This is a genomic window from Actinophytocola sp., assembly GCF_035712165.1.
In the GTDB taxonomy this organism is placed as follows: domain Bacteria; phylum Actinomycetota; class Actinomycetes; order Mycobacteriales; family Pseudonocardiaceae; genus DASYTH01.
On the sequence record NZ_DASTBH010000220.1, the window covers coordinates 1 to 11,832 of the forward strand.

Here is an 11,832-nt window from a genome sequence, read left to right on the forward strand (position 1 = left end):
GCTGAGCGAGGAGGACAAGTTCCAGATCGCCCGCCGGGTGGTCATCGCCGAGCAGCAGTTCATCACCTACAACGAGTGGCTGCCCGCGATGGGTGTCCCGATTCCCGCCTACTCCGGTTACAAGAACAACGTTGACTCCACGCTCACCAACGAGTTCGCCACGGTCGGTTACCGGGTGCACAGCCAGATCCACGGCGAGATGGAGATCGAGGGCGAGGCCGACACCTGGACCGCCGCCCAGCTCGACATGTTCCGCTCGCAGGGCATCGAGGTCGAGATCGACGGCGACGAGGTCGCCCTCGTCATTCCGCTGAACCGCGGCTTCTTCAACCCCGCACTGGTCCAGCCGATCGGGCTCGGCCCGCTGCTGGAGGCGGTCGGTGCCGAGGCGCAGTACAACAACGACGAGATGATCGACAACCAGCTGCGCAGCGTGCTGTTCCAGGTGCCGGTCTCCGGCAACCCGGAATGCCTCGACGGGCCGGAGCTTCCGGACTGCTTCAACGGCGTGGTCGACCTCGGCGCGATCGACATCGAGCGTGGCCGCGACCACGGCATGCCGACCTACAACCAGATGCGCCAGGCCTACGGGCTGGCCCCGGTGACCTCGTTCACCCAGCTCACCGGTGAGTCGAGCTCGTCGTTCCCGCCGGGCACCGGCGTGGACAACCCGGCAAGCCTGGAGTTCACCCAGCTCAGGGATGCGTTCAACGCCACGGTCGACCCGGCCGACGAGGCCCGGGCCACCGCGACGGTGACCAGTGTGACCCGGCGGACCCCGCTGGCCGCTCGCATGCAGGCCATCTACGGCAACGTGAACAACGTCGACGCCTTCGTGGGCGCGCTGGCCGAGCGGCACGCCGCGGGCAGCGACCTCGGTCCGCTGCAGCGGGCGATGTGGGCGCGGGAGTTCACCCGGCTCCGCGACGGTGACCGGTTCTTCTACCAGAACGACCCGGGCCTGACCTTCATCCGCAACACCTACGGGATCGACTTCCGGTCGAACCTGGGCGACATCATCTCCCGTAACGCCGGGATCCCGCGGGCGGAGCTGCCGACCAACGTGTTCTTCACGCACGGCGACAACCCGCCCACCGCCTGCCGGGTCAGCTACAACGTGGTCAACCAGTGGACCGGTGGCTTCCAGGCGAACATGAACATCACCAACACCGGTTCGGTGCCGATCACCAACTGGACGATGCGGTTCAGCTTCGCCAACGGCCAGCAGATCACCGGACTGTGGAACGGGGCGGTGGTGCAGGACGAATTCCGTGCGCCCGTGGAGAACGCGGGCTGGAATGCGACAATTGCCCCAGGAGCGACAGTCAGAGATGTGGGGTTCACCGCCACCTGGAACAACGTTACGAATGCCCGACCAACAAGATTCACGTTGAACACGACGCAGTGCTCAATCGGCTAGACGGGTGACACGGTCGGCCCCCCGGGTGATCCCCGGGGGCCGACGTTGTCCACAGACTGTGGACCTAAACTGGAGTAGACCAAATTAAATCCCCTAGGGCCTGTTGCAACCTGTGGTCGCAGTACGAGAATGTGGAGTCACGGGGAGTGCCAGGCGCAAAGGGGTAGATGTACATGATCCGTGTAGCGCTGCGCTCTCCACGACGCCTGTTCAGAGATGCGCTGGCCGGGTGTCTGGAAGCGAGATCCGAGTACACGGTCGTCGGCAGCGTGGCCGATCTCGATGATCTTCCCATGCTGTGTGAGCTGCAACATCCCGACGTTGTTCTGGTCGATGTCGGCGGCGGTATCGGTACCGATGAAGTAGTGCTCAAGCGGCTCAAGGACTGCGTGGATCTGGCCCGGTTGGTGGTCGTCTACGAACGGTTGTCCTCGGCCGAACTGGGTGCGTTGTGGCAGTTGGGAGTCGACACGCTGCTGCCCTGCTCGCACGGGCTGGATGCGTTGCTGGTCGTGTTGCAACGTTATGTCGCCACGTACCGAAACCACCCGGTCCGCTCGGCGGGCGTGGAGGACGGACTCACCGAGCAGGAAGGGAAGATCATCTCCCTGCTCAGCGCCGGGCACACCGCCAACCGGATAGCCCAGCTGCTCGACATCAGCACCTCCGCCGTGGCCAACGCCAAGCGGCGGATCTACCGCAAGCTCGAGGTGGCCAGCCAGTGCCAGGTGGTGGCCCGGGCGACCGCGCTGGGCATCATCAGCCGCCCGGCGACCAGACCGGCCGGCGCGAGACCGGTCGGCACGGTGGTCGCCGTGCTGCGCGGCGCCGTCGGCCCGACCCGCGAGCAGGTCGCCGCGGCGCTGCTGGCCGGCGGGATCTCCGTGGCCACCGACGTGGACACGAACCGGCGCAGGCCCGCGGAAGGCGAGGCATCGGAGTCGATGTTCGTGGTGCTGGTCGACCCGGCGCCGACCGACTGGCCGACCGGCTGGGACGCGGGGCTGCCGGTCGCCCTGGTCCGCAGCACGCCGCCGCCGCGCGCCGAGGTGCTCGGCGCCCTGCTGCGCGGCGCGCTCACCGTGGTCACCGCCGACCGGGTGGCGAGCGACCTGGTGCCCGCCCTGACCCTGGCCACGCACGGCTACCTGGCGATCGAGGAGAGCGCCGCCGGTGCCCTGCTCGATGCCGTACGTGGCCCTTCCGGGGGATCGGCGCCCGGCCTGCCGGAGCTGACCTCCCGGGAGTGCGACATCCTGCGCTCGATCGCCAACGGCCACACCGTTCGGCTCACCGCGCGGGCACTGGGAATCGCGGAGAAGACCGTGGAGAACACCCAGGCCCGGCTGTTCCGCAAACTCGGGGCCCGCAACCGGCCGGGGGCGCTGGCCGCGGCACACGCGTTGGGTCTGCTCGACCTGATCCCGGCCGCGCGACCGCCCTCCAGCTAGGAGTCCCCGGCCAACTCGCCGAGCGTGATCGGCATGGCGATCGGCCGGCGGGCGAAGGCATCCAGGTCCGACTCGGTCACTGCCCGGCCACCGAGCCGTGCGGCCAGGCAGGCCACCGGGTAACCGCAGATCCGGCCCTGGCACCAGCCCATTCCGGCGCGCGTCAACAACTTCACGGTCCGCGCCTCGGTCGCGCGCAGCTCGGTCACCGCGGTGCGGATGGCGCCGTAGGAGACCTCCTCGCAGCGGCAGACCAGGGTGTCCTCGGCCAGCCCGTCCGGCCAACCCGGTGGCACGCGGTAGGTCTCGCGCAGCGCGGCGGCGAACCGGCGCAACCCGGCGCGCCGTTTGGCCAGCCGGTCCGGCACGGCGGACCCGGCGGCGGCCGCGCCCGCGATCGCGCCCTCCACCAACGCCAGGTCGGCGCCGCCGACACCGGTGATCTCGCCGGCGGCGAACACGCCGGCAACGGTGGTCTGCTGGGCGTGGTCGACGGTGACCACCAGGTTGGTGTCCCCGTCCACCCGCACCGCACAGTCCAGCAGCGTGGGCAGTTCCAGCGCCGGGGTGAACCCGTAGCCCACGGCGAGCGCGTCGCACCGGATCCGCCGGGGGACACCGTTTCGGCCGGCCACGGTGACCGCGTCCACCTCGCCGTCGCCGTGCGCCGCGAGCAGGCGATGCCCGGTGCGGTAAGGAATCCGGTGCCGGGCGAACCGGGCGGCGTAGCCCGCGGCCTCGGTCAGCTTGTCCAGCGGGATCCGCCGCCGGATCATCCGCAGCGCGGGCGCGGCCTCGAACACGCCCGCGATCCGGGCGCCGGCCCGGGCCAGCCCGGTGGCCACCGGGAGCAGGAACGGACCGGTCCCGGCGACCACGATCCGCCGGCCGGCCAGCACGCCGTGGCCCTTCAGCAACGCCTGCGCCCCGCCGGCCGTGGTGACCCCGGGCAGATCCCAGCCGGGGAACGGAACCACCCGGTCATGTGCCCCGGTGGCCAGCACCAGCCGCCCGGCGGAGATCTCGCCGGCGCCGGTGTGCAGCGTGAAGCCCGGCTCGGCGAACCACACCGGCGCGCCGGACCGGTAGTCGACCCGGTCGAGCGTGCCGGCCAGCGCCCGGAACCGCCGGTCGGCCGGGGCGAAACCCGCGCGGTGCCGCCAGTACTGGCCGCCCGGCAGCGGGCCGGCGTCCAGCAGCACCACCCGGCGGCCGGCGGCGGACGCGCGCGCGGCGGCGGCCAGCCCCGCCGGCCCGGCACCCACCACCGCGATGTCGTACCTCATGGTTCGACCACGTCGCCGTCCCGGGCCGGCAGCAGGCAGGCGCGTTGGGCCGGTTCGCCGTTGACCGTGACCAGGCAGTCGTAGCAGGCGCCGATGCCGCAGAACAGCCCGCGTGGCGCGCCGGCGCGGCGGGTGCGCCGCCAGGACCGGATGCCCGCCGCGATCAGTGCCGCGGCGATGCTCTGACCCGGCTCGAACGGGATCGGCCGGCCCGCGAAGGTGATCATTGGAACCGCTCCGGTGCGAACGGCGCCAGGTCGAACTCGCGCGGCGCGCCGGTCAGCTCGCGCGCGATCACGTATCCGGTCGCCTGGGACAGGCCGATGCCGGCGCCCTCGTGGCCGCAGGCGTGGAACAGGCCGCCGACCCGGGGGTCCGGGCCGATCAGCGGCAGATGGTCGGGGCTGTACGGGCGGAATCCCCGGTAGGCGCGGAGCAACCGGACCCGGGACAGGAACGGGAACAGCGCGATCGCCTGCGCGGCCAGCCGGCGCAGCACCGGAAGGGCGAAGCCGCGGTCGAAGCCCACCCGTTCCCGGCTGGCGCCGATCAGGATCGTGCCGGCCGGCGTGCCCTCGACCGCGGCCGAGGCCTGCAACCCGGCCTCGCCGCTGGCCACGTTGTCCAGGTAGTCGGCGGTGTAGACCTTGTGCCGCACCAGCGGCGGCAGCGGCTCGGTGACCAGGACGAACCCCCGCCGTGGCGCGATGGGAAGCCGGGGCCCGGCCAGCGCGGCCACCTCGCCGGCCCACACGCCGGCCGCGTTGACCACCGCGGCGGTGGGGATGCGCAGGCGATCGGTGCGCACCGCCACGATCCGATCCCGAGCCGTCTCGATGCCGGTCACCTGCTGTCCGTAGTGGACGGTGAGCCCGGGTGCGGCGTGCAACAACCGGGCGGTGGCGAGCATCGGCTGCACCTGGAGATCCTGCGGGTAGAACGCGCCACCGGCCAGGCCGGGGCGCAGCTCGCGTTCGTAGGCCGCCAGGTCCTGCACGACGGTCGCGTCGACGCCGACCGCGCGCTGGGCGGTGACCAGGGTGTCCACCTTGGACATCAGGGCCTCGTTCGCCGCGATCATCAGCCCGCCCTTGGGTTCCAGCTCGATCGGGCCGACGTCCAGCTCGCGCCACAGCCGGTAGGACAGCAGGCCGAGATCCAGCTCCGGGCCGGGTTCCTTGTCCGACAACAGGATGTTGCCCTCACCGGCGCTCGTGGTGCCGCCGGCCAACGGACCCCGGTCGACCACGGTCACCGACAGCCCGGCGCGCGCCGCGTAGTAGGCGCAGGACGCCCCGACGATGCCCGCGCCGATCACCACGACATCGGTCATCGCCCGGCCCAGCTGGTTCGAACCTGCCGGATGTGCGCCCGGATCAGGGCCGTGGTTCCGGCGCGGTCGCCGCGTTCGATCAGGTCGAGCAGGGCGGCGTGCTCGCGGGCGGACTCGACCAGCGCGCCGGTGCCGGCCAACCGGTCCAGGCCGTAGAGCCGGGCCCGGGAGCGCAGATCGTCGACCAGTTCGACCAGATGCCGGTTTCCGGCGTGCCCGAGCAGCGTGAGGTGGAACGTCCGGTCCGCCTCCAGATAGCGGATCAGGTCGCCGGACGCCGCGCCGTCCTCGATTTCCCGGGCCAGCGCACGCAGCTCGGCGAGGGCGGCGCCGTCCAACCGGCCGGCCAGCCGGCCGGTGGTCGGCACCTCGATCAGCATGCGCAGCTCGGTGAGCTCGTCAAGGTCCTGTTCGGACAGTTCGGTGACCCGGAAACCTTTGTTGCGGACGGCTTCCACCAGGCCGTCCTTGGCCAGGTCCAGCATCGCCTCGCGGACCGGGGTGGCCGAGACGCCGAACGTCGCGGCCAGTACCGGCGCGGAGTAGACCACCCCGGGCTGCAGCCGGCCGCTGATCATGCCGGCCCGCAACGCGTCGGCGACCTGCTCGCGCAGGCTCCGCCGGTCGGCAAGGTTGGGCAGTTCCATTGTCACAGCAGGAACCCGGCCGGGAACGGGTCTTCGGGATCCAGCAGGTACTGCGCCGTGCCGGTGACCCAGGCGCGACCGGTGATCGTGGGCAGCACCGCGCGCCGGCCGCCGACCGTGGTCTCGCCGGCGAGCCGGCCGACGAACCGGGTGCCGAGGAACGACTCGTTGACGAACTCCGACTCCATTGCCAGTTCGCCGCGTGCGTGCAGGGCGGCCATCCGGGCCGAAGTGCCCGTGCCGCACGGTGACCGGTCGAACCACCGGGGCGGCAGCACCATCGCGTGTCTGGAGTGGACGGCGTCGGAACCGGGGGCGGCGAGGTAGACGCCGTGCACGCCGCGCACCGCCGGGTCCTCCGGGTGCACCGGCGGGTCGGTGGCGTTGATGGCGTCCCGCACCGCGAGGCCGGCGTCGAGGATCCGGCCCTGCTGCGCGCGGTCGAACGGCAGCCCCAACTCCTCCAGCGGCACGATCGCGTAGAAGTTCCCGCCGTAGGCCAGGTCGTAGCGCACCGGGCCGAACCCGGGCACCTCGACCTTGGCGTCCAGCGCCACCGCGAACGAGGCCACGTTGCGGATGGTCACCGCCGTCGCCCGGCCGTCCCGCACGCTCACCTCGGCGGTCACCAGGCCGGCCGGCACGTCGAGGCGCACCGTGGTCACCGGCTCGGTCACCGGCACCATTCCGGTCTCCACCAGGACCGTGGCCACCCCGATGGTGCCGTGCCCGCACATCGGCAGGGCCCCGGAGACCTCGATGAACAGCACGCCGTGATCGGCGTCCGGGCGGGTCGGCGGTTGCAGGATCGCCCCGGACATCGCCGCGTGGCCGCGCGGCTCGTACATCAGCAGCCGGCGCAGGTGGTCCAGGTGCTCGATCAGGTGGGCGCGCCGGTCGGCCATGGTGGCGCCGGGAATCACCCCGACCCCGCCGGTGATCACCCTGGTCGGCATGCCCTCGGTGTGCGACTCGACGGCGTGGAAGACGTTGCGGGAGCGCATCAGCCGGTCAACTCCTGCGCCGTCGCGGTCAGGATCGCCTTGGTGTCCTCATCGGACAGTGGGAAGCGGGGCGGGCGGCACGGACCGCCGTAGCGTCCGGCGGCGTCCATGGACACCTTGATCGCCTGGACGAACTCCGGGCGGGAGTCCCAGCGCAGCAACGGATGCAGCCGGCGGTAGGCGGGCACGGCGGCGGCCGGGTCGGCGCCGGTGGCGGCCCGGTACAGCTCGACGCACTGGTGCGGCAGGGAATTGGGGAAGCCGGCCACCCAGCCGACCGCCCCGGCCATGGCCAGTTCCAGCAGCACGTCGTCCGCGCCGACCAGCAGGTCGAGGTCGGGGGCCAACTCGGCGATCCGGTAGGGCCGGCGCACGTCGCCGCTGAACTCCTTGACCGCGACGATCAGGCCCTCGTCGAACAGCCGGGCGAGCAGTTCCGGGGTGAGATCCACCCGGGTGTCGTGCGGGTTGTTGTAGGCCACGATCGGCAGTCCGGCCCGGGCCACCTCCCGGTAGTGCTCGACCACGGTCCGCTCGTCGGCCCGGTAGGCGTTGGGGGGCAACAACATCACCACCGGAGCCCCGGCCTCGCCGGCCTGCTCGGTCCACCGCCGGGCCTCCAGCGCGCCGTACGCGGCGACGCCGGGCATCACCGTGCACCCCTCCGGGGCGGCCTGCGCCGCGGTGCGCACCACGGCGGCGCGCTCCTCGGGGGTGAGCACCTGGTACTCGCCGAGGGATCCGTTGGGTACCACGCCGTCGCAGCCGGCGCCGGCCAGCCAGGCGACGTGCTCGGCGTAGCGGTCCAGATCGACGGCCAGGTCGTTGTCGCGGAACGGAAGCGCGGTGGCCACCAGCACTCCGTGCCACGGCCGGGCGGGTGCGGTCATGGCAGTAAAATATCACATAGTATTACGCACCGGCTGGCAAGGCGGGATGCGGCACCGCGTGGTCCGGCATTACTCGCTCCAGCCGGCCAACCGCACTCCCTTGGCCACGTCCACCCGGAACCCCAGCGTGAGCTCGGCGGTCGCGCCCGGATCCAGCTCCAGCTTCCAGGTGACCTCGCCGAGATCGCTCTGCTCCGCCGGTTTCGGGTCCAGCTGCACCTCCCGCACCACGATCGCGTCGTCCCGGGACACCGGAATCTGGTCCACCACCGTGACATTCGCCCGGCGCGGTCCGTAGTTGCCGACCGTGATCCGGTAGGCCGCCTCGTGCCGCCGGGTTCCGCCCAGCACGGCCTTGCCGGCCGCCCGGCGCACCAGCTCGCGCTCCACCCGCACCCGGTCGTCCACCCCGAGTGCCAGCTCCACCTCCTCGCCCGGCGCCCACGGTTCGAGTCGGGTGGTGCCGACGAACTCGGTCTCGTGGAAGATCGCCGCCGGGCCCGGGCGCAGCGTGTGCTCCGAGGAGTTCACCGCGGTTGCCCGCAGATAGGCCTCCGGCCCCTTGAGCGGGACGGTCACGTGGTCGAGCCGGGCGGAGAGCTCGGCGACGGTCACCGTGGTGCGGTGCGGGGAGCCGTCGGAGGGCACGGCGATGCGGCGCGCGGGGGTGTAGACCGCCGCCGTCACGCCCTGCTCGACGGTCGCCGTGGCCACCGCGGCGCGTTCCGGAGCCGCCTGGGCGAGGGCCATCCCGGGCGCCGCCGGCATGGGCGCACCGGCCACCGCGTCCATCGAGCGGGTGCGGTACACGGTCACCTCGTGGCGGTCCAGATACCACGGGTCCAGCTCGGGCACCGTGACCGCGCTGGCCGGCCGCGCGGTGGACAGCCGCAGGTCGCATTCCGGCCAGTCCTCGCCGCTGTGCTGGGTGATCAGGCCGAACCAGGTCAGGGTCAGCTGCTCGTCGTGCAGCCGGACGTCGTAGCGCGACTCCCAGCGCGCCGAGTCGACCAGGTAGGAGATCTCCAGCTCGATCTCGCCGTCCCGGGCCATGTCCAGGTCCACGGCGACCGCGAGCCGGTCCGGGGTCTGCTGGGCGAGCAGCTCGTGCAGCCGGCGGCCTACCGCGTCCAGCTCGAGCTGGACGTCCCGGCGCCGGTCGGCGAGCTCCCGGCGGGCGGCCAGCACCGCGGCCAGCTGCGCCGCGAGAGCGTCGCCGGTCGCCGCCACCCGATCGGTGTCACCCGACTCGGTCAACGTTCTGGCGAACGCGGCGGCGGCACGCCGGACCAGCGACTCGATCAGCTGCTCGCGCGCGCCCAGCACGGTGGCCTCGTCGTCCAGCTCGGCCAACCGGCCCTGCAGGGTCTCCCGGCGTTTCTCCAACTCGTCCACGGTGGCGTCCGGGGAACGCGGATGGTGCTCGGCCAGCACGTCCACCCCCAGCACGGTGGCCGGGCCGCGGCCGTTCACCCGCACCGAGTCCGGGCGCAGCCCCAGCGGCAGCCCGCCGAGGCGCACCCGCTGCTCGCCCGCGGCGGCGGAAACCGTGCCCCGCCGGGTGATCCGGGCCTGCCCCGGATAGACCGTCACCGCGACGATCTCCGCAACCAAAGTTGTAACCGCCCCAACCGAAGGTGTGCCCATCGGGCGAGGCTAGCCGACCTTTGGGCCTATCACCGCCGACTTCGCCCTCGATAGGTTCCGTCCCATGCCCATCCAGGCCTTGCGCCGCACCACCCTCGCGGCCGTGCTGCTGTGCGCGGCCACTCTGCTCGTGCCGGGTCAGGTCGCCACCGCGGCCCCCTCGGCTCCGCACGTGAACGGCACCGAAACCGTGCCGGTGTACGACTACGCCGACGCCGTCCGGGAGAGCGTGTGGGTCACCACGCCGCTGGACAACGACGGGGACGGGGCGCGCGACAAGGTCGTGGTCGACCTGATCCATCCCCGCGAGGCCGTGGCGTCCGGCGTCAAGGTCCCGGTGATCATGGACGCCTCGCCGTACTACCAGTGCTGCGGCCGGGGCAACGAGAGCGAGCGCAAGGTCTACGCCCCCGACGGCACGGTGACGAAGTTCCCGCTGTTCTACGACAACTACTTCGTGCCGCGCGGTTACGGTTTCGCCGCCGTGGACTTCAACGGCACCAGCCGCTCCACCGGCTGTGGCGACGTCGGCGGCCGGGAGGAGATCATCGGCGTGAAGACCGTGATCGACTGGCTGAACGGCCGGGCGCACGGGGAGTACGCCGACGGCACGGTCGCCCGCGCGGACTGGTCCACCGGCAAGGTCGGGATGATCGGCAAGTCGTGGGACGGCACCGTGGCCAACGGGGTCGCCGCGACCGGTGTCGACGGCCTGGCCACCATCGTGCCGATCTCGGCGATCTCCAGTTGGTACGACTACTACCGGGACAACGGCGCGCTCTACACCACCGACTTCGGCCCGGCCTGGCTGTCCGGGTTCGTCAACGGGCGGCCGGACCCGATCTGCGTGGCGAACCGGGCGGCGCTGCTCGCCGGGTCGGAGAACGCGACCGGAAACTTCAACGCGTTCTGGGCCGAGCGGAACTTCGTGCCCGACGCCCGCAAGGTGCGGGCCAGCGTGTTCGTGGTGCACGGCCTGAACGACCTGAACGTGGAGACCAAACACTTCGCGCAGTGGTGGGACGCGCTGGCCGAGCGCGGTGTGCCGCGCAAGATCTGGCTGGGCCAGCCGGGACACGTCGACCCGTTCGACTTCCGCCGCGCCGAGTGGGTCACCACGCTGCACAGGTGGTTCGACTTCTGGTTGCAGGGCCTGCGCAACAACGTCATGCGAGAGCCGATGGCGACCATCGAGCGCACCCCGGACCACTGGGTGAACGAGCTGACCTGGCCGGCGCTGGGCGCCTTCGGCCTGCCCGTCTCACTGGGCGCGGGTGACGGCACCACCGGCACCCTGGGCCTGCGCCCGGCCCGCCCCGGCACCACCGTGTCCATCACCGACAACCCGGAGCTCGGCGAGAACGCCGCGGTGTCCAACCCGAACACTCTCCTCGCCGGCCGCCAGGTCTTCCTCAGCGCCCCCCTGCAACACGACCTCCGCATCAGTGGCACCGCGCTGGTCAGCCTCCGAGTCCGCGCCAACCAGCCCAACACCGGCCTGTCCGCCCGGCTGGTCGACTACGGCACCGCCGAGCGCATCAACTCCCTGGCCTCCGGCGAGGGCATCCGCACCCTCACCACCGAATCCTGCTGGGGCGCCAGCACTCCCGCCGACGACGCCTGCTACCGCGACACGGTGAAGAACGTGGCGACCCGCGACCTCGCGGTGATCACCCGCGGCTGGGTCGACGCCGCCCACCGCAACTCCCTCACCACCCCCACCCCACTGCAACCCGGCCGCTGGCACACCATCACCTGGCGCCTCCACGCCCGCGACCTCGTCCTCCCCGCCGGCCGAGTCCTGGGCCTGGTCATCACCTTGTCCGACCCCGCCTTCACCGTCCCCCGCGACACCGGCGCCACCATCACCATCGACCTGGCCCACAGCCGCCTGGCCCTCCCCATCTCCCTCCTCCCCACCGCCACCCGCCCCGGCACCCCCACCACCCCACCCACCCCCGCCCCAACCACCCTCCCCGACCTCCCCGACCTCACCCAAGCCCCCCACCTCACCGCCACCCTCCCCGACCCCCCACCCCCCACCCGCTGGCCCACCTTCAACTAACCCACCCACCCCCACCCCAGCCCCCGAGTCCCCACCCACCAGGGACTCGGGCACCAACGCTGAACACCCCAGAACCCTGCACACATCTC

The 11,832-nt window shown here is 72.0% G+C and carries 10 protein-coding genes; 3 read left to right on the forward strand and 7 right to left on the reverse strand.

What is annotated here, in order from left to right; genetic code table 11:
• Both VFO68_RS12510 and VFO68_RS12515 read left to right on the forward strand, forming a co-directional pair.
• The coding region (locus VFO68_RS12510; RefSeq protein WP_325158410.1) for a peroxidase family protein at positions 1-1,420 on the forward strand (1,420 nt) is incomplete at its 5' end.
• Positions 1,421-1,593: 173 nt separating this feature from the next.
• Positions 1,594-2,871 (forward strand): LuxR C-terminal-related transcriptional regulator, encoded by a 1,278-nt coding sequence (locus VFO68_RS12515; RefSeq protein WP_325158411.1) that lies wholly within the window; start codon positions 1,594-1,596, stop codon positions 2,869-2,871.
• Here VFO68_RS12515 and VFO68_RS12520 read toward each other — a convergent pair.
• The 7 genes from VFO68_RS12520 to VFO68_RS12550 form a co-directional block, all read right to left on the reverse strand.
• Positions 2,868-4,157, reverse strand: a complete 1,290-nt coding sequence (locus tag VFO68_RS12520) for an NAD(P)/FAD-dependent oxidoreductase (RefSeq protein ID WP_325158412.1) — start codon at positions 4,155-4,157, stop codon at positions 2,868-2,870. The two genes, VFO68_RS12515 and VFO68_RS12520, sit on opposite strands and share 4 nt — an antisense overlap.
• Positions 4,154-4,384 (reverse strand): (2Fe-2S)-binding protein, encoded by a 231-nt coding sequence (locus tag VFO68_RS12525; RefSeq protein WP_325158413.1) that lies wholly within the window; start codon positions 4,382-4,384, stop codon positions 4,154-4,156. Before VFO68_RS12525 ends, VFO68_RS12520 begins: the two co-directional genes overlap by 4 nt.
• On the reverse strand, positions 4,381-5,490 hold the full coding sequence (locus VFO68_RS12530) for an FAD-binding oxidoreductase (protein ID WP_325158414.1): 1,110 nt from the start codon (positions 5,488-5,490) through the stop codon (positions 4,381-4,383). Before VFO68_RS12530 ends, VFO68_RS12525 begins: the two co-directional genes overlap by 4 nt.
• Positions 5,487-6,137, reverse strand: a complete 651-nt coding sequence (locus VFO68_RS12535; RefSeq protein ID WP_325158415.1) for a GntR family transcriptional regulator — start codon at positions 6,135-6,137, stop codon at positions 5,487-5,489. Before VFO68_RS12535 ends, VFO68_RS12530 begins: the two co-directional genes overlap by 4 nt.
• 2 nt (positions 6,138-6,139) lie before the next feature.
• The gene (locus VFO68_RS12540; RefSeq protein WP_325158416.1) at positions 6,140-7,141 is read right to left on the reverse strand and encodes a proline racemase family protein; all 1,002 of its coding nucleotides are present in this window, start codon (positions 7,139-7,141) and stop codon (positions 6,140-6,142) included.
• A complete protein-coding gene (locus VFO68_RS12545; RefSeq protein ID WP_325158417.1) occupies positions 7,141-8,031 on the reverse strand; it encodes a dihydrodipicolinate synthase family protein in 891 nt (296 codons plus the stop codon). Before VFO68_RS12545 ends, VFO68_RS12540 begins: the two co-directional genes overlap by 1 nt.
• A gap of 69 nt (positions 8,032-8,100) precedes the next feature.
• A complete protein-coding gene (locus VFO68_RS12550; protein WP_325158418.1) occupies positions 8,101-9,624 on the reverse strand; it encodes a mucoidy inhibitor MuiA family protein in 1,524 nt (507 codons plus the stop codon).
• A gap of 118 nt (positions 9,625-9,742) precedes the next feature.
• Here VFO68_RS12550 and VFO68_RS12555 point away from each other — a divergent pair, with 118 nt between their 5' ends.
• Positions 9,743-11,743 (forward strand): Xaa-Pro dipeptidyl-peptidase, encoded by a 2,001-nt coding sequence (locus tag VFO68_RS12555; protein WP_325158419.1) that lies wholly within the window; start codon positions 9,743-9,745, stop codon positions 11,741-11,743.
• Positions 11,744-11,832: the final 89 nt, after the last annotated feature.

Bases quoted from the DNA above. Each gene is read 5' to 3' on its own strand.
- VFO68_RS12515 (WP_325158411.1), top strand. From the start codon at position 1,594: ATGATCCGTGTAGCGCTGCGCTCTCCACGACGCCTGTTCAGAGATGCG.
- VFO68_RS12520 (WP_325158412.1), bottom strand. From the start codon at position 4,157: ATGAGGTACGACATCGCGGTGGTGGGTGCCGGGCCGGCGGGGCTGGCC.
- VFO68_RS12525 (WP_325158413.1), bottom strand. From the start codon at position 4,384: ATGATCACCTTCGCGGGCCGGCCGATCCCGTTCGAGCCGGGTCAGAGC.
- VFO68_RS12530 (WP_325158414.1), bottom strand. From the start codon at position 5,490: ATGACCGATGTCGTGGTGATCGGCGCGGGCATCGTCGGGGCGTCCTGC.
- VFO68_RS12535 (WP_325158415.1), bottom strand. From the start codon at position 6,137: ATGGAACTGCCCAACCTTGCCGACCGGCGGAGCCTGCGCGAGCAGGTC.
- VFO68_RS12540 (WP_325158416.1), bottom strand. From the start codon at position 7,141: ATGCGCTCCCGCAACGTCTTCCACGCCGTCGAGTCGCACACCGAGGGC.
- VFO68_RS12545 (WP_325158417.1), bottom strand. From the start codon at position 8,031: ATGACCGCACCCGCCCGGCCGTGGCACGGAGTGCTGGTGGCCACCGCG.
- VFO68_RS12555 (WP_325158419.1), top strand. From the start codon at position 9,743: ATGCCCATCCAGGCCTTGCGCCGCACCACCCTCGCGGCCGTGCTGCTG.